The organism is Streptomyces sp. Y20, assembly GCF_043195475.1.
In the GTDB taxonomy this organism is placed as follows: Bacteria; Actinomycetota; Actinomycetes; order Streptomycetales; family Streptomycetaceae; genus Streptomyces.
Genome location: NZ_JBIDDP010000005.1, coordinates 79,783 through 100,522 on the forward strand (window position 1 = coordinate 79,783; position 20,740 = coordinate 100,522).

Annotated in this window: 18 protein-coding genes; 12 read left to right on the top strand and 6 right to left on the bottom strand. The window is 72.2% G+C overall.

The window, feature by feature from the left end:
* Positions 1–82: 82 nt before the first annotated feature.
* A complete protein-coding gene (locus ACGFT1_RS14590; RefSeq protein ID WP_373909305.1) occupies positions 83–502 on the top strand; it encodes an organic hydroperoxide resistance protein in 420 nt (139 codons plus the stop codon).
* 161 nt (positions 503–663) lie between these two features.
* Here the strand turns inward: ACGFT1_RS14590 and ACGFT1_RS14595 are convergent, their stop codons facing one another.
* Positions 664–1,704: a hypothetical protein gene (locus ACGFT1_RS14595; RefSeq protein ID WP_373909306.1), complete on the bottom strand. Its 1,041-nt coding sequence runs from the start codon at positions 1,702–1,704 to the stop codon at positions 664–666.
* Between the two features lie 200 nt (positions 1,705–1,904).
* Here ACGFT1_RS14595 and ACGFT1_RS14600 point away from each other — a divergent pair, with 200 nt between their 5' ends.
* The 8 genes from ACGFT1_RS14600 to ACGFT1_RS14635 all read left to right on the top strand — a co-directional run bounded on the left by ACGFT1_RS14600 (position 1,905) and on the right by ACGFT1_RS14635 (position 12,196).
* Positions 1,905–3,062 carry a mandelate racemase/muconate lactonizing enzyme family protein gene (locus tag ACGFT1_RS14600; RefSeq protein WP_373909307.1) on the top strand — a complete coding sequence of 386 codons (1,158 nt, stop codon included), beginning with the start codon at positions 1,905–1,907 and terminating at the stop codon, positions 3,060–3,062.
* The gene (locus ACGFT1_RS14605) at positions 3,059–4,063 is read left to right on the top strand and encodes a zinc-binding dehydrogenase (RefSeq protein WP_373909308.1); all 1,005 of its coding nucleotides are present in this window, start codon (positions 3,059–3,061) and stop codon (positions 4,061–4,063) included. Before ACGFT1_RS14600 ends, ACGFT1_RS14605 begins: the two co-directional genes overlap by 4 nt.
* 131 nt (positions 4,064–4,194) lie before the next feature.
* A complete protein-coding gene (locus ACGFT1_RS14610) occupies positions 4,195–5,196 on the top strand; it encodes a hypothetical protein (RefSeq protein WP_373909309.1) in 1,002 nt (333 codons plus the stop codon).
* A 5-nt stretch (positions 5,197–5,201) separates the two neighbouring features.
* On the top strand, positions 5,202–6,311 hold the full coding sequence (gene chvE / locus ACGFT1_RS14615; RefSeq protein ID WP_373909310.1) for a multiple monosaccharide ABC transporter substrate-binding protein: 1,110 nt from the start codon (positions 5,202–5,204) through the stop codon (positions 6,309–6,311).
* 44 nt (positions 6,312–6,355) lie between these two features.
* Positions 6,356–7,906 (top strand): multiple monosaccharide ABC transporter ATP-binding protein, encoded by a 1,551-nt coding sequence (gene mmsA / locus ACGFT1_RS14620; protein ID WP_373909311.1) that lies wholly within the window; start codon positions 6,356–6,358, stop codon positions 7,904–7,906.
* A complete protein-coding gene (gene mmsB, locus ACGFT1_RS14625; protein ID WP_373909312.1) occupies positions 7,903–9,147 on the top strand; it encodes a multiple monosaccharide ABC transporter permease in 1,245 nt (414 codons plus the stop codon). Before mmsA ends, mmsB begins: the two co-directional genes overlap by 4 nt.
* A gap of 25 nt (positions 9,148–9,172) precedes the next feature.
* Positions 9,173–10,327 (top strand): aldose epimerase family protein, encoded by a 1,155-nt coding sequence (locus tag ACGFT1_RS14630; protein WP_373909313.1) that lies wholly within the window; start codon positions 9,173–9,175, stop codon positions 10,325–10,327.
* A gap of 102 nt (positions 10,328–10,429) precedes the next feature.
* Entirely contained in the window at positions 10,430–12,196 is a 1,767-nt protein-coding gene (locus ACGFT1_RS14635; RefSeq protein ID WP_373909314.1) for an aminotransferase class I/II-fold pyridoxal phosphate-dependent enzyme, read from the top strand.
* A gap of 165 nt (positions 12,197–12,361) precedes the next feature.
* Here the strand turns inward: ACGFT1_RS14635 and ACGFT1_RS14640 are convergent, their stop codons facing one another.
* The 3 genes from ACGFT1_RS14640 to ACGFT1_RS14650 form a co-directional block, all read right to left on the bottom strand.
* On the bottom strand, positions 12,362–13,012 hold the full coding sequence (locus tag ACGFT1_RS14640) for a DUF4360 domain-containing protein (protein WP_373909315.1): 651 nt from the start codon (positions 13,010–13,012) through the stop codon (positions 12,362–12,364).
* 184 nt (positions 13,013–13,196) lie between these two features.
* Entirely contained in the window at positions 13,197–13,400 is a 204-nt protein-coding gene (locus tag ACGFT1_RS14645; protein ID WP_373909316.1) for a hypothetical protein, read from the bottom strand.
* A gap of 70 nt (positions 13,401–13,470) precedes the next feature.
* Complete coding sequence (locus ACGFT1_RS14650) at positions 13,471–13,929, bottom strand: Rrf2 family transcriptional regulator (protein WP_373909317.1); 459 nt, start codon at positions 13,927–13,929, stop codon at positions 13,471–13,473.
* Between the two features lie 75 nt (positions 13,930–14,004).
* Here ACGFT1_RS14650 and ACGFT1_RS14655 point away from each other — a divergent pair, with 75 nt between their 5' ends.
* From ACGFT1_RS14655 to ACGFT1_RS14665, 3 genes are all read left to right on the top strand, one after another.
* On the top strand, positions 14,005–16,959 hold the full coding sequence (locus ACGFT1_RS14655) for a beta-galactosidase (RefSeq protein ID WP_373909318.1): 2,955 nt from the start codon (positions 14,005–14,007) through the stop codon (positions 16,957–16,959).
* Positions 16,960–17,076: 117 nt separating this feature from the next.
* Positions 17,077–17,736 carry a toxin-antitoxin system, toxin component family protein gene (locus ACGFT1_RS14660; protein ID WP_373909319.1) on the top strand — a complete coding sequence of 220 codons (660 nt, stop codon included), beginning with the start codon at positions 17,077–17,079 and terminating at the stop codon, positions 17,734–17,736.
* Entirely contained in the window at positions 17,733–18,962 is a 1,230-nt protein-coding gene (locus ACGFT1_RS14665) for an MAB_1171c family putative transporter (protein WP_373909320.1), read from the top strand. The genes ACGFT1_RS14660 and ACGFT1_RS14665 overlap by 4 nt, the downstream gene beginning before the upstream one ends.
* A gap of 22 nt (positions 18,963–18,984) precedes the next feature.
* Here ACGFT1_RS14665 and ACGFT1_RS14670 read toward each other — a convergent pair whose 3' ends face one another.
* Both ACGFT1_RS14670 and ACGFT1_RS14675 read right to left on the bottom strand, forming a co-directional pair.
* Positions 18,985–19,830, bottom strand: coding sequence for an SMP-30/gluconolactonase/LRE family protein (locus ACGFT1_RS14670; RefSeq protein WP_373909321.1), 846 nt, complete (start codon positions 19,828–19,830; stop codon positions 18,985–18,987).
* Positions 19,827–20,600, bottom strand: coding sequence for an IclR family transcriptional regulator (locus ACGFT1_RS14675; RefSeq protein ID WP_373909322.1), 774 nt, complete (start codon positions 20,598–20,600; stop codon positions 19,827–19,829). The genes ACGFT1_RS14670 and ACGFT1_RS14675 overlap by 4 nt, the downstream gene beginning before the upstream one ends.
* Positions 20,601–20,740 lie beyond the last annotated feature (140 nt).

Below are 20,740 nucleotides of genomic sequence, written 5' to 3' on the forward strand. Positions count from 1 at the left end.
TTCGGCATGCGGTAAATTCTTTCCGAAATCCGTCGGCGATCGTGGGCGCGAGTCGCGGCGGACCGAAGAGGAAGACAACCGCATGCCCATCACGCAGTCCGACGTCCTGTACACCGCCGTCGCCACCGCCGAGAACGGCCGCGACGGGCGGGTCGCCACCGACGACGGCGCGCTCGACGTCGTCGTGAACCCGCCCGAGGAGATGGGCGGCAACGGCGCCGGCACCAACCCGGAACAGCTGTTCGCCGCGGGGTACAGCGCCTGCTTCCAGGGGGCGCTCGGTGTCGTCGCGCGGCAGGAGGGCGCCGACGTGTCCGGGGCCACCGTCACCGCGAAGGTCGGAATCGGCAGGAACGAGGACGGGTTCGGGATCATCGTGGAGATCTCGGCGAGCATTCCCGGCGTCGACGAGGCGACGGCGCGGGCGCTGGTCGAGAAGGCCCACCAGGTGTGCCCCTATTCGAAGGCGACGCGCGGGAACATCAGCGTGGCGCTGCTCTGACGGCCCTGCGGCGTCCCTGCTGTGCCTTCGCGGGAGCGGGGCGTCGTGCGCGGGGTGCGGTGCGCTGCCGGCGGGTCCTGGTGGGCCGGTCGCGCGGTTCCCCGCGCCCCTTGGGGGCTGGGCCGGCCGCTGGGCCCGGGGGGGCCATCGGGGCGTGGGGGTCAGGTGCACCACCAGAGGAAACGGTCGCAGGTTCTGGTGGGGGTCGGGGCCGGGGTGGGGGCCGTGGTCGTGGGGGTGGCCGTCGGGGTGACGGTGGGCTGGGTGGCGGCCGGGGGCGCGGGGTCTCCCGCGGGGGCCGTACCGGAAGGTGTCGTCGTCGGCTGTCCGGACTCGTCCGTGTGCTGAGCGGACGGGGAAGCGGAATGGTCGTCCCGCGGGGACTCCGAGGCCGACGCGGAGGCCGACGCGTCGGCGGACGCGGAGCCGCGCGCGCCCGGGGCCGCGGCGGAGACGGCGTCCAGCGGGGCCGCCGTGCGGGCCGGTGCCGCCGGTGACGCGCCGCGGTCCGCCGCCGCGTCACCGGCCGGGGACGGCGTGTCCCCGGCGAACGGCGAGAAGGGCATGTCCGTGCCCAGTTCGGCGAGGCTGAGTCCGCCCGCCGCGAGGACGAACCCGGCGGCGACCAGAGCCGTACGGCGGCGCCTGCGGCGGTGTGCGGCGGCCTTGCGGTCCCGCCGGCTGTCCTCGGCGCGGCCGCGCGCCCGCCGGCCGCCGGACGCGACCGCGTCCTCGGCGACCGCGACACCCTCGACGGCTTCGACGGGGTCCTCCGCGGGATCCGGCTCGCCGTACGCGTACCCGTCGGCGGCTTCGGCGGGCCGGCCCGCGGACTCCGGCTCGCCGTACGCATACCCGTCGGCGGCTTGGGCGGGCCGGCCCGTGGACTCCGGCTCGCCGTACGCGTACCCGTCGGCGGCTTCGGCGGGCCGGTCCGTGGACTCCGGCTCGCCGTACGCATACCCGTCGGCGGCTTCGGCGGGCCGGCCCGCGGACTCCGGCTCGCCGTACGCGTACCCACCGCCAGCCGCGACACCCCCGGCGACATCGGCTTGCGCCGGCCGGTTCGGGGCTTGCGCGGGCGTGTACGCGTATGCCCCGTACGCCGTCGGCGGCGTCTGCGCGTACGCGGCCGGTGTTCCGCACCCGGGGCAGGCCAGGGCGCCGTTGAGGTGCCGTTGGCACGGGTGACAGAAGTTCATGACGCCGGAAGACTAGAGTCCGCACGACCCGGCTTCCAGGTGCGGCTGTGAAGGTTTCGTGCGGGACCGAAAGAGTTTCCGGTCGTCGTGCCGAAACCGTTACCTGTTCGACCCATTGACACCCCTGCCGGACCGTCCTTACTGTCACGCCAGCATTTCGAACGTGTGACGAAATCTCGAACAGCTGAGGGGCAACTGTCGTGCGCATCACCGGAATCAGCACGCACGTGGTCGGTACACCGTGGCGGAACCTGACCTACGTCCAGGTGCACACCGACGAGGGGGTCACGGGCGTCGGCGAGACCCGGATGCTCGGTCACACCGACGCGCTGATCGGCTACCTGCGGGAGGCCGAGGCCAACCACATCCTCGGATCGGACCCGTTCGCGGTCGAGGACCTGGTGCGCCGGATGAAGTACGGCGACTACGGCCGCGCCGGCGAGATCGTCATGTCGGGCATCGCGGTCGTGGAGATGGCCTGCTGGGACATCAAGGGCAAGGCGCTGGGCGTGCCGGTGTGGCAGCTGCTCGGCGGGAAGGTGACCGACAGGGTCAAGGCGTACGCCAACGGGTGGTACACCACCGAGCGGACCCCGGAGGCCTACCACAAGGCCGCGCAGGGTGTCATGGAGCGCGGCTACCGGGCGCTGAAGATCGACCCGTTCGGCACCGGGCACTTCGAACTGGACCACCGGGAGACCCTGTACGCCGTCTCGCTCATCGAGGCCGTACGGGACGCCATCGGCCCGGAGGCGGAGCTGATGCTGGAGATGCACGGCCGCTTCTCCCCCGCCACCGCCGTCCGGCTGGCCAAGGAGATGGCGCCGTTCAAGCCGGCCTGGCTGGAGGAGCCGGTGCCGCCGGAGAACCTCAAGGCGCTGGAGAAGGTCGCGGCCAAGGTCGACATCCCGGTCGCCACCGGTGAACGCATCCACGACCGGATCGAGTTCCGCGAGCTGTTCGACAGCCAGGCGGTGGACATCCTCCAGCCCGACGTCGGCCACATCGGCGGCATCTGGGAGACCCGGAAACTGGCCGCGACCGCCGAGACCCACTACATGCTGGTCGCCCCGCACAACGTGGGCGGTTCCGTGCTCACCGCCGCCTCCCTCCAGGTCGGTTTCACCTCCCCGAACTTCAAGATCCTGGAGCACTTCAACGACTTCGCCGACGCGGAGATCAAGAAGGTGGTCAAGGGGGCGCCCGAGGTCGTGGACGGGTACTTCCACCTGTCCGACGCGCCCGGTCTCGGCGTGGAGCTGGACGTCGACGCGGCGGCCGAGTTCCCGCAGCAGCAGGCCCGGTTCGACCTGTGGGCCGAGGGCTGGGAGCAGCGCAAGCCGAAGGGCACGCAGTGAGTTTCCAGATCCTGGTCGAGGCGCCCGGTGCCCACCGGCTGGAGGCGCACACGCCCCGCGACCCGGGCCCCGGTGAGGCGCTGGTGGCCGTGCACGCGGTCGGGATCTGCGGCAGCGACCGCGAGGTGTACCAGGGCAACCGGCCCGAGGGATACGTGCGTTACCCGCTCACCCCCGGACACGAGTGGTCGGGGACGGTCACCGCGGTGGGGCCCGGGGTGCCCGGCACGCTCGCCGGCCGCAAGGTCGTCGGCGAGGGCTTCCGCAACTGCCAGGTGTGCGAGCGCTGTCACGCGGGCGAGACCACGCTGTGCACGGCCGGGTACGAGGAGACCGGGTTCACCCGGCCCGGCGCCATGGCGGCCACGCTGACGCTGCCGGCCCGGCTGCTGCACGTCCTGCCGGACGACGCCGACCTGACGGCCGCGGCGCTGCTGGAGCCGGCCGCCTGTGTCGCCGCCGCCGCGCTGAAGGCGGACGCCCGGCCGGGTGAGCGGGTCGCGGTGGTGGGCACGGGCACGCTGGGCATGTTCGCGGTGCAGTTCCTGCGGGCCGTCTCGCCCGCGGAGCTGCTCGTCGTGGGCACCCGCAACGACCGGGAGGCGCTGGCCCGGCGGTTCGGGGCCACCGGCTTCCGGCTGAAGGACGAGGAACTGCCCGCCGGTTTCGACGTGGTGATCGAGACCGCCGGGTCCGCGTCCGCCGCGCGCACCGCCGCCGCCCTGCTGCGGCGCGGCGGTCGCCTGGTCCTCACCGGGATCCCGGCGCCGGGCGCGGACGGGCTGGACCCGACCGATCTCGTCGTACGGCAGCTGGAGGTGCGGACGGTCTTCGGGGCGCCGCCGGACGCCTGGGCCCACACCGTGCGGGTGTTCGGCGCCGGGCTGCTGGACCCGCTGCCGCTGGTCACGCACGAGCTGCCGCTGGCCGAGTTCTCGCGGGCGATCGAGCTGGCCGGGGCCGGCGACCCGGCGGTGGGCAAGGTGCTGCTCCGCCCCTAGGGCCTGCCGCCCGAACAGTCGTACGCCGGCCGGGGTGTGACCTGACGGCGCCCCGGCCGGCGTACCACCAGCGCCTCGCCGCACCCAGAGCCGCGAACCTTGTCCGATATATCGAACACGAAGGACAGCTTGTGACCGACGCTTCCGCCCCGGCAGTCCGCAGGCCCGGCGAGCAGGTGCTCGCCGCACTCGGCCTGGGGGCGCCCGCCCTCGACCCCGCCGACGCCTCCGCCCGCACCTTCCCGGGCGGTGGCCGCTGGCGCACCGAGATTCCCTCGTGCGAGGGTCCCGAAGCGCTGGCGGTCATCCTGAAGGAGGCCTCGCGCCTCGACGTGCCGATCCACCGGATCAGCCAGGGCAGCGGCGTGTGGATGCTCACCGACGCCGAGATCACCGAGATGGTGGACGCCACCGCCGAACGCGGCATCGAACTCTGCCTGTTCACCGGCCCGCGCGGCACCTGGGACATCGGCGGCTCGGTGCGGTCCGACTCGCGGGGGGCCGGACTGCGCGCCCGGGGCCACGACGCCGTGGCCGGCTGCGTCGAGGACGCCGTCCGCGCGACCGAACTGGGCGTCCAATGCCTGCTCGTGGCCGACGAGGGTGTGCTGTGGACCCTGCACCGGGCCCGCGAGGCGGGGATCATCCCGGCCGACACCACGCTGAAGGTGTCGGCGCTCATCGGCCCCGTCAACCCGGCCTCGTACGCCGTGTACGAGCGGCTCGGCGCCGACTCCGTCAACGTGCCCAGCGACCTGACGCTGGACCACCTCACCGAGATCCGCCGGGTGTCCGGGGCCCCCATGGACATGTACATCGAGGCCCCCGACGACCTCGGCGGCTACATCCGGATGTACGAGGTCGCCGAGCTGATCCGGCGCGGCGCACCGCTCTACCTGAAGTTCGGCCTGTCCAAGGCGCCCGGCATCTACCCGTGGGGCACCCACCTCAGGGACCTGGCCCTGAACACCGCCCGGGAGCGGGTGCGGCGCGGCCGGCTCGCCCTGGACCTGCTCGCCCGGCACGGCGCGGACGACGGCATGGCGCCGCTCGGCTCCCGGCTGCCCGGACCGCTCCACCGCTTCCCCGCCGAAGCATCCGCTCCCCTCAACGACGAGATCGACAAGGACTGATCCCCATGCGCAACCGCAGAGCCGCAATCGCCGCGACAGCCGCGGCCGCCTCACTCGCCCTGACCCTGACCGCCTGCGGGCAGAGCGGCGAGGGCGGCAGCAAGGAGAAGCCCGGCGACACCAAGGGCGCGACCATCGGCATCGCGATGCCGACCAAGTCCTCCGAGCGCTGGATCTCCGACGGCAAGAACGTCGTGAAGGACCTCCAGGCCAAGGGCTACAAGACCAAGCTGGTCTACGGCGAGGACGACCCCGAGCAGCAGGTCTCGCAGATAGAGAACCTGATCACGCAGGGCGTCAAGGGCCTGATCGTCGCGGCCATCGACAACAAGTCCCTGGACAGCGTGCTCCAGCAGGCCGCGGACGCGCACATCCCCGTCATCTCCTACGACCGGCTGATCCTCGGCACCAAGAACGTCGACTACTACGCCTCCTTCGACAACGAGAAGGTCGGCAGGCTCCAGGGCTCGTACATCGCGCACAAGCTCGGCCTGGACAGCGGCAAGAAGGGCCCGTTCAACATCGAGCTGTTCGCCGGCTCCAACGACGACAACAACACCCGGTACTTCTTCAACGGCGCGATGAGCGTCCTGAAGCCGTACATGGACAAGAAGCAGCTCGTCGTCCGCTCCGGCCAGACCGCGCTCAACAAGGTCACCACCCTGCGCTGGGACGGCGCCACCGCCCAGCGGCGGATGGACGACATCCTCACGTCGTCGTACAAGAGCGAGCGGGTCGACGCGGTCCTCTCGCCCTACGACGGCATCTCCATCGGCATCCTGTCCGCGCTGAAGTCGGACGGCTACGGCTCCGGGAGCAAGCCGCTGCCGGTGATCACCGGCCAGGACGCCGAACTCGCCTCCGTGAAGTCGATCATCGGCGGGCAGCAGACGCAGACCGTCTACAAGGACCTCCGCAAGCTCGCCGAGGTGGCCTCCACGATGGTCGACGACGTCCTGAAGGGCAAGAAGCCGCAGGTCAACGACGTCAAGTCCTATGACAACGGCAGCAAGGTCGTCCCCGCCTACCTGCTCCAGCCGGTCAGTGTCGACAAGACCAACTACGAGGACGTGCTCGTCAAGGGCGGCTACTACACGGCTTCGCAGCTGAAGTAGTCCCGCCGGCCGCCCGATCCCACCACTGACTGAAAGGCACGACCATGGCGGGACCCGTCCTGGAAATGCGCTCGATCGTCAAGACCTTCCCCGGTGTCACAGCGCTCTCGGACGTCACACTGACGGTGCGTCAGGGCGAGGTCCACGCCATCTGCGGTGAGAACGGCGCCGGGAAGTCCACCCTGATGAAGGTGCTCTCCGGCGTCCACCCGTACGGCAGTTACGAGGGCGACGTCCTCTTCGAGGGCGAGCCCTGCCGCTTCAAGGACATCCGGGCCAGCGAGCAGCACGGCATCGTCATCATCCACCAGGAGCTGGCGCTGGTGCCGTACCTCTCCATCGCGGAGAACATCTTCCTCGGCAACGAGCACGCCACGCGCGGCTTCATCAACTGGAACGACACCCTGCGGCACGCCACCGAACTGCTGCGCCGGGTCGGTCTGAGCGACCATCCGGAGACCCGCGTGGCCGACATCGGCGTGGGCAAGCAGCAGCTCGTGGAGATCGCCAAGGCGCTGTCCAAGAAGGTGAAGCTGCTCATCCTGGACGAGCCGACGGCCGCCCTGAACGACGAGGACAGCGGAAAACTCCTCGATCTGATCCTGGAGTTGAAGACGCAGGGCATCACCTCGATCATCATCTCCCACAAGCTGAACGAGATCCGCAAGGTCGCCGACTCGGTGACGATCATCCGCGACGGGCACTCCATCGAGACGCTCGACGTGAAGTCGGCGCTGACGACCGAGGACCGGATCATCAGCGGCATGGTCGGCCGCGACCTCGACCACCGCTTCCCCGAGCGCACCCCGCACGAGGCGCAGGAGGGCGCCGCCCCGGCGCTGGAGATCCGCGACTGGACCGTGCACCACCCGATCGACCAGCAGCGCAAGGTGGTCGACCAGGTGTCGCTCCAGGTGCGGCGCGGGGAGATCGTCGGCATCGCGGGTCTCATGGGCGCCGGCCGCACCGAGCTCGCCATGAGCGTCTTCGGGCGCTCCTACGGCCGGTACGCGGGCGGCACGGTCCTCAAGGACGGCACGGAGATCCGTACCCGGACCGTCCCCGAGGCCATCGGGCACGGCATCGCCTACGTCACCGAGGACCGCAAGCACTACGGCCTCAACCTCATCGACACCATCAACCGCAACATCTCGCTGACCTCCCTGCGCAAGGTCGCCCGGCGCGGTGTGGTGGACGAGCACGAGGAGCGGCAGGTCGCCGAACGGTTCCGCACCTCGATGAACATCAAGGCGCCGACCGTCTTCGAGCCGGTGGGCAAACTCTCGGGCGGCAACCAGCAGAAGGTCGTCCTCAGCAAGTGGATCTTCACGGGTCCCGACGTGCTGATCCTGGACGAGCCGACGCGCGGCATCGACGTCGGCGCCAAGTTCGAGATCTACACGGTCATCGACCGGCTGGCGGCCGAGGGCCGGGCGGTCGTCTTCATCTCCTCCGAGCTGCCGGAGCTGCTCGGCATGTGCGACCGCATCTACACGATGGCCGCGGGGCGGCTGACCGGCGAGTTCTCACGGGCCGAGGCATCCCAGGAATCGCTGATGCGCCAGATGACGAAGGACAAAGAGGTAACCCGATGAGCACGGACGTGACCGCCAAGACCCCGGCACCGGCGCCGCCCGGGAAGAGCGGCGGCCAGGCCTCCGGCGGCCTGCTGCACCTGATCCTGGACGGCCTGCGCAACAACATGCGGCAGTACGGCATGCTGATCGCGCTCGGCCTGATCGTGATCCTGTTCTCGGTGTGGACCGGCGGCGATCTGCTGCTGCCGCGCAACGTCTCCAACCTGGTGCTCCAGAACAGCCACATCCTGATCCTCGCGATCGGCATGATGCTGGTGATCATCGCGGGCCACATCGATCTGTCGGTCGGCTCACTGACGGCGTTCACCGGCGCGTTCGCGGCCGTCCTGACGGTCGAGCACGGTGTGTCCTGGCCCGTCGCCCTGGTGCTGTGCCTGCTGGTGGGCGCGGTGGCCGGCGCGGTGCAGGGCTTCATGATCGCCTACTTCGGCATACCCTCGTTCATCGTCACCCTCGCCGGGATGCTGATCTTCCGCGGCCTGACGGAGATCTTCCTGGAGGGCCAGACCCTCGGCCCGTTCCCGGACGGGCTCCAGAAGATGGGCAACGGCTTCCTGCCGGAGACCGGTCCGGACACGAACTACCACAACCTCACCCTGCTGCTGGGCATCGCCCTGATCGTCTTCACGGTCCTGCGGGAGATCCGCGACCGGCGGCGCCAGCAGGAGTTCTCCCTCGACGTCCTGCCGGGCAACATCTTCCTGCTCAAGCTCGTCGCCATCACCGCCGCGATCCTCGTCGTCACCATGCTGCTCGCCAGCTACAAGGGCGCCCCGATCGTGCTGATCATCCTCGGCGTGCTGGTGGTCGGCTACGGCTACGTCATGCGCAACGCCGTCTTCGGCCGCCACATCTACGCCATCGGCGGCAACCTGCCGGCGGCCAAGCTGTCCGGCGTGAAGGACAAGAAGGTCACCTTCTACGTCTTCCTGAACATGGGCGTGCTCGCGGCCCTGGCGGGTCTGGTGGTCGCCTCCCGCCTGAACGCGGCCTCGCCGAAGGCGGGCCTCAACTTCGAACTCGAGGCCATCGCCTCGTCGTTCATCGGTGGCGCCTCCATGAGCGGCGGTGTCGGCACCGTCCTCGGCGCCATCATCGGCGGTCTCGTCCTCGGCGTGCTCAACAACGGCATGAACCTCCTCAGCGTCGGCACCGACTGGCAGCAGGTCATCAAGGGCCTGGCCCTGCTGGTGGCGGTCGGGTTCGACGTGTGGAACAAGCGCAAGTCCGGTTCGTAAGCGCCCAGACAAGGGAGCCGCATCCATGGAACTGAACAGACGCACGGTCATCGCAGGCACCGCCGCGGCGGGCCTCGCCGCCACCACCCTCGGCACGGGCAGCGCCCGGGCCGCCACCGCGGGCCGGAAGCCGGTGCGGGAGCCCTTCGGCACGCTCACCGACGGCACGAAGGTCCACCGCTGGTCGCTGGAGAACGGCGGCACCCGGCTGAAGGTGCTGTCGTACGGCGGCATCGTCCAGTCGCTGGAGATACCGGACCGGCACGGCCGGCACGCCGACGTCGTCGCCGGCTTCGGCGACATCGCCGACTACGAGGCGAAGAGCCCGTACTTCGGCGCCCTGATCGGCCGCTACGGCAACCGCATCGGCAAGGGCCGGTTCACGCTGGACGGCACCAGCCACCAGCTGTCCGTCAACGACGGCGTCAACCACCTGCACGGCGGCGCCAAGGGCTTCGACAAGCACGTGTGGCACGTGGAGCCGTTCACCGAGGGCTCCGACGTCGGCCTGCACCTGCACTACACCAGCGTCGACGGCGAGATGGGCTATCCGGGCACCCTCCGGACGAAGGTGACGTACACCCTCACCCGGCACGGCGACTGGCGCATCGACTACGAGGCCACCACCGACCGGGCCACCATCGTCAACCTGACCAGCCACGTGTACTGGAACCTGGCCGGCGAGGGCAGCGGCACGATCGAGGACCACGAACTGACGATCGCCGCCTCCCGCTACACCCCCACCGACTCCGGGCTGATCCCCACCGGCGAGCTGGCCGGGGTCGCGGGCACCCCCTTCGACTTCCGCCGGGGCAAGCCGGTCGGCCGGGACCTGCGGGCGGGCCACGAGCAGCAGGTGAAGGCCAAGGGGTACGACCACAACTGGGTCCTGGACAAGGGCATCACCGCCCGGCCCGAGCACGTCGCCACGCTCCGCGACCCGCGCTCCGGCCGCACCCTGCGGATCGCCACCGACCAGCCGGGCCTCCAGTTCTACTCCGGCAACTTCCTGGACGGCACCCTGACCGGCACCGGTGGCCGCACCTACCGCCAGGGCGACGCCCTCTGCCTGGAGACCCAGCACTTCCCGGACTCGCCGAACCACCCGCACTTCCCCTCGACGGTGCTCCGGCCCGGGCAGACCTACCGGACGACGACGGTCCACACGTTCGGGGCGTGAAGCGGCTCACACAGCCGCCGAGTTGAACGCCACTGAGGCCTCCTGCGTACCAGTGGGCGGCCCGTGCTCCCCCGCACGGGCCGCCCCCGGACGGAGGTTCCCTTGCCTGACAACGTCACCTCGTTGTTCCGCGACGCCGCCGCGCACAGCCCTTCGATGGCGGCGCTGACGCGGGAGAGCGACGGGTCGGGCCCGGTGGACTTCTGCATCCCGTGCAACCCGTACTTCCCCACCCCCGCCATGTTCGAGGAGATGGGGGCCCGGCTGCGCGAGATCATCACGTACTACCCGAGCAGCGCCGACACCATCACCGCGGAACTGTGCGGCCTGCTCCAGCTGCCCCCGCAGTGCGTGGCGATGGGCAACGGCTCCACGGAACTGATCACCTGGATCGACCACCTCCTCGTCCGCGAGTCCCTGGCGGTCCCGGTGCCCGCCTTCGGCCGCTGGACCGACCAGCCGATGGAGACGGGCAAGCGGGTCGACATGTTCCCGCTCCAGGAGGCGAACGGCTTCGCCCTGGACCTCGGCCGGTACGCCGAGTTCATCCGCGCCCGGGGCACCCGGGTCGCGGTGGTCTGCAACCCGAACAACCCCGACGGCGGCTATCTGCACCGCCGGCAGGTCGTGGAGTTCATGGACGCCATGGCGGACCTCGACCTGGTGGTCGTGGACGAGTCCTTCCTGGAGTTCGCCGACGCGGAGGCCGAACCGAGCGTCGTCCAGGAGGCCGTGCTCCGCCCCAACGTCGTCGTGCTGCGCAGCCTCGGCAAGAACTTCGGCCTGCACGGCGTGCGCTTCGGCTACCTCGTCGCGAACCCGGCGCTCGCGGGCCGGATCCGCTCGATGCTGCCGAAGTGGAACCTCAACTCCCTCGCCGAACACGTGGTGTTCATGCTGCGGGAGCACGGGCCCGAGTACGCGCAGAGCCTGGACCAGGTCCGCCGCGACCGGCTGGACATGGCCGGCCGGCTCTCCGCGCTCCCCGGGCTCACGGTCTACCCCTCCCAGGGCAACTTCCTCTTCGTGCGCCTTCCCGTCGGCGCCGAGGGCACGGTGGTCCGGGACCGGATGCTCACCGAGCACCGGATCCTGGTCCGCGAATGCGGCAACAAGATCGGATCCTCCAGCCGCTTCCTGCGGCTCGTGGTGCGCCCCCAGGTCGACGTGCGTCGCCTGGTGTCCGGCCTGGAACAGGTGCTCTACGGGTCCAGGAGGGAAGCCGCCGTACCCGGGCCGGGCGCCGGGACCAGCTACAGCTCGGGTACGGCGGCGGTCGACCGGCTGGTCAGCGAGACCAACGGGGCGGGTCTGCCGGGGCTGGCCGCCCGTGCCGTCGCCCCGTCCGCCCCCTCCGTCCCCGCCCCGGCCACCGGCACGGGCATGCCGCTCCCCGCCGCCGTACCGCCGGCCGGCACGGGAACACCGCTCCCGGCGGCGGCCTCCCTCCCCCAGCCGCCCCCCGCTCCCTTCTCCCAGCCGACGTACCCCCCGTCCCCCCAGCCGGTGTTCACTCCCACCCCTCAGCCGGTGTTCACCCCGGCTCCCCAACCGGCGTACGTGCAGATGCCGGCCCCCCTGCCGACACCGGCACCGGCACCCGCGCCCGCACCGCCCGCCTTTCCCGCGCCGGTCCCGCTGCCCACCCCGCCCCCCGCGCCCGCGCCCGCGCCCCTGGCCCCCGCGGCGTTCGCCGCCCCCGCGCCCACTCCGCCCGGCGTCCCGGCCCGCGGCGGGCTCACCGCGGCGCAGGTCCGCGGGAGGACGGCCCCGGCTCCGGCGGCGGGTCTGACGCCCGCGCCCGCGACGGGCTGGCCCAACGCGCAGAGCTGGCCGAACGCGGCGGGCACGGGACAGGCGGCCGGTTAGCGGACGCCCCGGCCGGCGGAACCCTCCCGGCCGCACCGCCCACCCGCACCGCGCCCCCCGGCCGCCCGTACCGCGCCGTCCGGGCGCACCCGCGGGAGCCCGCGGTCCCTCTCCGTGAGGGGCGCGGGCTCCGGGGGCTCCGAAGGGTCTCCGGTGACTCCCAGGTCAGGACTTCGGGCAGTTCTTCCAGGCCATGTGGTACACCGTGCTGATGTCCCCGTCGGTCGAGTCCATCGTCATGAAGCTGACCTTGTCGGGGGCCGCGGTACCGGCGTTCACCCGCAGCTCGGTGTTGATGTTGAAGTTGCGCAGCACCCCGCAGGGTGCCCAGACCAGCTGGGCCCAGTCGGTGGAGTCGGTGGCCTGCCAGTCGTCGTTGTAGGGGCCGCCGAACGGGTGGGTCCGGGGCACGGTGGCGGAGGAGCCCTGGAAGTAGTACGACGCCTTCTGCGTGGCCGTGGCGCCCCGCTGGAGCGAGGCGAAGCCGCGGTAGTCCGCGCTGGCTATCGCGTAGGTGAAGCCCTGCGGGACGTGTACCACCAGGTTGAGCTGGCAGTTCTTGCGGAAGGCCGTGGGGTCGGAGTTGCCCCCGGCCTGGGCCAGGTAGGCGCTGTAGGTGACGGTGAAGGCCGTGTTGTCCGGTGAGACCGCCACGGCGGCCGTACCGGCGGGGCAGCCGGAGCCGTTCACCGTCGCCACGTCGATGACGATCTTGTCCGGGGGCGGGTCGTCGAACACGGAGGAGGGGCTCCGGGTGGGCAGCGCGGTGGTGAGCAGAGCGGCCACGGCGCCGCTCAGGAGGAGTCCGCCGGTCATGGTTTCTCCCGGGTTGTCGGGTGGGGGGTGCGCCTCCCTCAGGTGTCCGCCCACAGGTGAAGGATCTGTGCGCCACCTGTGAAGTGGGGAGGGAGGCGTGGGCATCGTAGGGAGCCCCACCCGGGCCCGGCAGGGTGAACTCCGGCCATTCACACCGGGGTTTTCACGGTGCCCGGCCCACCGCTCACCCGCCCAGGACGCCCAGGGGCACCAGGGGCTGCGGGGAGGCCGCCGGGTCGCCCGCCTCCAGGGCGCCGAGGAGGCCCCTGAGGAGAGGCACGCCGGGGGTCCCGGCGGACGGAACGGGTTTCACGGCCGCCTCGGCGGCGGGAGCGGACGCCACGAGGGCGACGGCGAGGACGGAGGCACAGGCGAGTTTTCTGATCATGCCGGGTCCAACGACGGACACCCGTGAGGGGAAACCCGCCCGTCCCCCGGCTGGACGAGTGGCAGAGCCGCTAGGGGTTCTCCCAGGCGGCCGGTTCCGCCGCGAGCGCCCGGACGGGTTCCGGCAGGGTGTCCGCGGCGAGGTCGGCGAGGGTGACGCCCTCCAGGACGCGGCGGACGCTGGCGCGCAGGGCGATCCACAGGGGCAGCAGCGGCTGGGCCGTACCCGTGTAGGCGAGGCCGGTCGGGCGTTCGCCGCGTACCGACACGATCGGGCCGTCGACCGCGCGGATGACGTCCGCCACGGTGATCGCCGCCGGGTCCCCGGCGAGCCGGTAGCCGCCGCCCCCGCCGCGCCGGCTGTCCACGATCCCGGCCCGCCGCAGGTCGCCGAGGATGCCCTCCAGGAACTTGTGCGGGATCTCCTGTACGGCGGCGATCCGCTCCGCCTTCACCGGGCCGTCACCCTGTCGTACGGCCAGCTCCAGCACCGCCCGTACCGCGTAATCCGCCCGCGCCGAGATCCTCATGCGTCCATTGTGGGGCGTCCTCCCGTGCAGAATGGCCGCACCCGCGCCCCGTAAGATCGCCCGGGAGGATCCACCTTGGCGCTCAGCAGACGTACCTTCAGTGCCCTGACCGGCTCCGCCGCGCTCGGCCTCGCCATGGGCGGCAGCGGCGGCCCGGGGGCGCCCTCGGCGTACGCGGGTGCCGGTGTGCCGACCGGCCCGGCGCCGGCCCCGCCGGGCGCGGACGGTGCCCGGCACACCATCGGCTACGACCGCCACTCGCTGCTCGTGGACGGGCGGCGGCTGGTGGTGTGGTCCGGGGAGATGCATCCCTTCCGGCTGCCCAGCCCGTCCCTGTGGCGGGACGTGCTCCAGAAGATGCGGGCCCACGGCTTCAACGCCGTGAGCATCTACGTGGCGTGGAACTACCACTCCCCCGCGCCGGGCCGGTACGACTTCACCGGCGTCCGGGACCTCGGCCTGTTCCTGCGCATGGCCGCCGAGACCGGGCTGTACGTCATCCTGCGGCCGGGCCCGTACATCAACGCCGAGGTCGACGGCGGCGGCTTCCCCGGCTGGCTGACGGCGGCGAAGGGCACGGCCCGCACCGACGACCCGGCCTATCTCCGCCACGTCGACGAGTGGCTGACCCGGGTGAACCGGATCGTGCGCGAGCACCTGTTCACGCGGGGCATGGGGACGGTCCTGCTGTACCAGATCGAGAACGAGTACGACGCCCATGTGAGCGAGGCCGCCGGCCGGAACTACATGGCCCACCTGTACCGGAAGGTGCGGGCCGACGGGATCGACGTGCCGCTGTTCCACAACGACAAGGGGCGCAACGGGTACTGGGTGCCCGGGTCGTTCGACACCGGCGGGGAGCGGGGCGGTTGGCTGTACGGGTTCGACGGGTACCCCTCGCCCGCCCAGACCCCGCCGGACTGGGGGCGCTTCGGGCCCGGCGGCCCGAAGGGCGGGGCCACGGCGTCGCCGTCCACGCCCGGGTTCGTGCCCGAGTTCGGGGGCGGCTGGTTCGACCCGTGGGGCGGGGCCTGGTTCGACGGCAAGGGGTACGCCGAGTCCCGCCGCACCCGGGACGCGGCCTACGAGCGCCGCTTCTACCTGACCAACCTCGCCAACGGGCTCACCCTCCACAACGTGTACATGACGTTCGGCGGCACGTCGTGGGGCTGGCTGCCCGCACCCGTCGTCTACACGTCGTACGACTACGGCGCCGCCATCGACGAGGCCCGCAACGTCACCGAGAAGATCGCCCCGCTGCACCAGCTCGGGCACCTGCTGCAACGCGTGCCCGCCTTCGCCAGGCTGGACCGGGCGGGCGATGTGAGGGCCGAGGGCCTGAAGGTCTACCACCTCACCAACCAGGACACCGGCACCCACGTGTACGTCGCCCGCAACGACGGCACCGGCGAGGTCACCACCGACCTGCCGACCGACGCCGGCCGGCTGCGGATCACCGTGCCCGGCAAGGACGCCAAGCTGCTCACCACCGGGCTGCCGCTGGGCGCGCGGACCCTGGAGTACGCCACCGCCGCGCCCATGCTGTGCCTGACGGCGGGTCGCCAGGACATCGCCGTGTTCGCGGGCCGGCGCGGTGAGATGGCCGAGCTGGTGCTGCGGTGCCCGGCCGAGCCGTACGTGCAGCGGCTGGACCCGGAGGCCGCCTGGGTCTACGACCGGGACCGGCTCCACGTGAGCGCCCCGCTGGGCCGGGGCGGCCTGATCCGGGTGCTGGTGCGCAAGGGCGAGACCGACACCCCGCTGCTGCTGCTCTTCGCCGACGACGCCACGGCCGTCCGCCTCTTCCCGTACGACACCCCGTCCGGAACCCTGCTCGTGTACGGGCCGGCCCTGCTGCGCCACGCCGAGGTGCGCGGCTCCGAGGTCCACCTGACCGGTGACGTCGGCGAGGCGGCCGGCCTGGAGGTGTGGGGTCCGCGCGGGATCGACACCCTGGTGTGGAACGGGCGCCGGCAGGCCACCCGGACCACCCTCTCCGGCAGCGTGAAGACGACCGGTGTGCTGCCGGCCGTCCCCGAGGTCCGGCTGCCCGAGCTGGGAGGCTGGCGGATGCGCACGGAGAACCCGGAGGCGGGCCCCGGCTTCGACGACTCGAAGTGGCGGGCCGCGGACAGGACGTCGTCGTACAGCACCACGGCCGTCCCGGCGGGGCAGCCGGTGCTGTTCGCCGACGACTACGGCTTCCACTACGGGGACGTCTGGTACCGGGGCACCCTCACCGGCACCACCGGCGTCGAGGAGGTCTCGCTCGCCTACAGCAGCGGCACCCAGGGCCTGCTGATGGCCTGGCTGGACGGCGAGCCGCTCGGCACCCACCGCATGCCCGTCCCCGACAAGGAGACGACGATCCGCAAGGGCACCTGGACGGACACGGCGGTCTTCCCGGTGCGCGCGCGGCTGCGCTCCCCCGGCCGGCACGTGCTGTCCGTCCTCGTCCGGCGCATGCAGCACGACCAGGACGGCAAGTCCCTCGACACGCACAAGGCGGCACGCGGGCTGACGGCCGTCACGTTCAAGGGCGCGTCCCCGAAGGTGCGCTGGCGCATCCAGGGCGAGGGCGCTCCCGACCCGGTGCGCGGGCCGATGAACAACGGCGGGCTGTACGGGGAGCGGGAGGGCTGGCACCTGCCGGGCTTCCAGGACCGGGACTGGGAGGAGGTCACCTTCCCGCGCGCCGTGCGACGGCAGGGCGTCACCTGGTACCGGACCGCCTTCCGGCTGTCGGTGCCTGCCGACGTCGACGCCTCGGTGGGGCTGACCCTGGAGGACGACCCGTACCGCGCCTACCGCGCGCAGATCTTCCTCAACGGCTGGAACCTGGGCCAGTACATCAACAACGTGGGCCCGCAGCACACCTTCGTCCTGCCCAACGGCATCCTGCGCACCCGGGGCACCAACACCCTCGCGCTGGCGGTCCTCTCGGAGTTCACCACGCTGTCGGGGCCGGGGTCGGTGCGCCTGACCCTGCTGGGCACAGCGATGGGCCCAGTGCCGGTCACGCCCGTGTGACCACACTCCGGAACAGATCGTTCCGTGCGGGACGGCGGTCGCCGGATCGCATGACGCGGACACGCCCGGACGCGTACGCTCGGACCGGCCGGACACCGCGGACGGGGAGGGAGAGCGATGAGCTTCGGCGGCGCGCGAGAAGGAGCCGCACGCCTGGCCGCCCGCCTGCGGCGCCCCCGTCCGCGCTCCGCGATGCGCTCCCTGGCCCGGGACCTGGCCACCGCCGTCCGCGCCCGGCCCCGGCAGCCCGGCGGCGTACGCGAGCTGTGCCTGGCGCTGTGCGAGGAGATGGGCGCGCTGCGCGGCGGACGGCCGGTGGAGGTGCGCTTCGAACGGTTCCCGGACGAGATCGAAGTCACCGGACTGTGGGTGGAGTTCACCGACTTCGACCTGGTCATCGTGGAGGAGCGCGCCGAAGCCGTGCAGCAACTGGTCATCCTCGGCCACGAACTGTGGCACCTGCACGCCGGACACCGCCACCAGCACCTGACCGGGGTCGCCGCCCGCGCCCTCGCCGGCACCCCCGGCTGGCGGGAGACGGCCCTCACGGTGGCCGCCCGCAACGGCTCCCGGGAGGCCGACGAGGCCGAGGCCGACGAGTTCGGGCACCGGCTGGCCGCCCTGTTCCGGGACCGTCTCACCCGCACCCGCGACCACCTCCCCCTCGACCCCGTCCAGCGTTCCCTCGGCTACCGCGGACGGGAACGGGCGGGTGAGCGCGAGGGGCACGCCCCGGAGGCGGGCCGCGCGGCGGGAACAGGTGGAGCCACGCGGTGACCCTGCTGGCGCTGGATCCCTCGGGACTCCTCGGCGAGTTCTACATCTCCTTCTGGATCCCCACCGCCGTGCTCACCACCGCCCTGGTGATCAAACTTCCCTCGATCATCCGGTTATGGCGGGACCCGCTGCTGCGCGCCGCCGGCGGACTGCTGCTGCTCGCCTGCGCGGTGTTCGTGTTCTGCGCGCCCTCCACCATCGCCGGGGTGAACCGGCTGACCGGCGTGCCCAACATCTCGGCGCCCTGGTGCTACTCGCTGATCACCGCGTTCTGCGGCTCCTGCCTGCTGCTCATCATCACCTGGCGCAACGGCCTGTCCGACCGCTCGGCCGCCACCCGCCGCGCGACGCGCTGGGTGGTCACGGTGTACTCCGGGGTGATCGCCGCCCTGTGGACGCTGTTCCTGCTCGCCGACGCCCCCGAGGAACGGCTGCGGGACCTCGACACCTACTACGCCACCACGCCGTTCATGCGCGAGGAGATCCTGCTCTACCTCCTCGCGCACTCCGCCGCCTGCCTGATCACGTCACGCCTCATCCGGAACTGGGCGCGCGCCGAGGACCTGGACGCCTGGCTGCGGTGGGGACTGAAACTGCTGGGCGCCGGCTACGCCCTCAACCTGATCTTCGACGCGGCCAAGCTGACCGCCGTCGCCGCCCGCTGGTGCGGCCGCGACCTGGACTGGCTCAGCACCGGCCTGGCCCCGCCGGTCGCCGCGCTGTCCGCCATCGTCATCGCGGCCGGCTTCATCCTGCCGCACGCCGGGCAGTACCTGCGCGACCGCTGGCGGATCCGGCTCGCCCACCGCGAACTGCGGCCCCTGTACCGGCTGATGCGCGCCGCGAGCGGCGACGGCGTCCCGTTCGTGCTGCGCGCCACCCCCGAACTCCGGCTCACCCGGCGGGAGACGTTCATCCGGGACGTGCTGCTGCCGCTGGCCCGGCACCTCGACACCGACCTGGGCGGACGGTCCTACGACGCCGCCCTCGGGCTGGGTCATCCCCCGGAGCGGGCCCGCGCGCTGGCCGCCGCGGTGAGCATCCTGGACGCCGTCGGCGCCGGGGCCCGTACGGCTGAGCCGCCCGGACCGGCCGCCGGGCCCGACCCCGCCGGCCTGCTCCGGGAGATCGGGGCCGTCTCCCGCGCCCTCGGCCGTCCCGGCGACATCGAGGCGGTCCGGGCCCGGGCGACCGCCCCGGCCCGGAGCGTCACCGCACCCGAGTGACCGCCGGGCCCCGCCGGCGCCCTCAGCCCGCGAACGCCGGCTGCGGCAGACCCTGGCCCGCTCCCGGGACCACCAGCAGCGAACCGGACAGCGGATGCGGTGCCGGCAGGCCCGTACGTGCCGTCGTGATGTACAGGTCGGTCAGCGCGGGACCGCCGAACACGCAGGCCGTCGTGCGCGGCGCGGGCACCCGGATCACCCGGTCGAGCACACCGTCGGGCGTGTACCGGCGCACCGCGCCGCCGTCCCACAGCGCCACCCACACACACCCGTCCGCGTCGACCGTGAGGCCGTCAGGGAAGCCCGCGCCCTCTTCGATCTCCACGAGCGGGCGGCGGTCGCGCACACCGTCCGCGTCGTGGTCGAAGACGTCCACGCGGCGGGTCGGGGTGTCGACGTAGTACATGAGGCTGCCGTCGGGACTCCAGCCGGTGCCGTTGCTCACGGTGACGTCGGCGAGGACCGTGCGCACCGACCCGTCCCCGGTCAGCCGGGACAGGGTGCCGCCGCCCGTCGCCTCGTCGTAGCGCATCGTGCCCGCCCACAGCGAGCCGTCGGGTGCCACCGCGGCGTCGTTCGCGCGGCGGCCCGCGACCGGCTCGTGGTGCAGCCAGCGGAAGGTGCCGTCGGGGTCCAGCAGGCCCACGCCGTCCCGCAGGTTCAGCACCAGGCCGCCGCCCGCCCGGGGTTTGACCGCGCCGACGTGCTGTTCCGTCGCACGGACCGTGCGCCGGCCGGTCGCCGGGTCGTACGTGTGCACCCGCATGCCCAGGATGTCGAGCCAGATCAGCCGGCCCGTCGCCGGGTCCCAGGTCGGGCCCTCGCCGAGCACCGCTTCGGCCCGCACCGCCACCTCGTACGCCGTCATGCCGCGCTCCGGTGGCCCAGGCGCTCCGACAGCTCCGCCGCGCCCTTCACGGCGAGCTGCTCCAGCTCGGCCCGGCGCTCCTCGCTCCAGCGGATCATGGGTACGGAGATCGACAGGGCGGCCACGACCTGACCGGTGCGGTCGCGGACCGGCGCGGCCACGCAGGAGACGTCCGGGTTGGACTCGCGGTTCTCCACCGCGAGCCCGCGCCGCCGGATCTCCGCCAGGGCCTCGCGCAGGGCGGCCGGCCCGGTGATGCTGTTCGGGGTCATCGCGGCCAGCTCGGCGTCGTCGGGGATCCGCGCGGCCAGCTCCGGCTCCGGCAGGGAGGCCAGCAGCATCTTGCCCACAGAGGTGCAGTGGGCGGGCAGGCGCCGGCCGGCGGCGGAGACCATGCGGACCGCGTGCGTGGAGTCGACCTTGGCGATGTAGATGACGTCGGTGCCCTCCAGGATGGCGACGTGGACGGTCTCGTCGCAGGTCTCGGCGACGGAGCGGGCCACCTGCTGGCCCTCGGCGGCGAGGTCGAGCTGTTCGGCGTAGCGGCTGCCGAGCTGGTACGGGCGTACGCCGAGCCGGTACCGTCCGGGCTGCCCGGGCAGCGGCACGATGTACGAGCGTGCGGCGAGCGTGGTGACCAGCTCGTGCACGGTGGTGCGCGGCAGCTGGAGCCGGCGCACGATGTCGGGGGCGGAGAGTGTCCCGTCCCCGTCGAGGAACAGCTCCAGAATGTCGAGAGCCCGGGTCACGGCAGGCACGAGGCGTCCCACGTCCGGCCCCCTCCCTTTGGGTCTAGGCGCCTGCGGGCGACATCCCTGGTGTTCGAGATATCAACAGACGATCGGCATGACGAACACAGGCTAGTCAGGGAAGGGGGTGCGGGCAATGGCCGGGAGCGGGCGGAACGCGC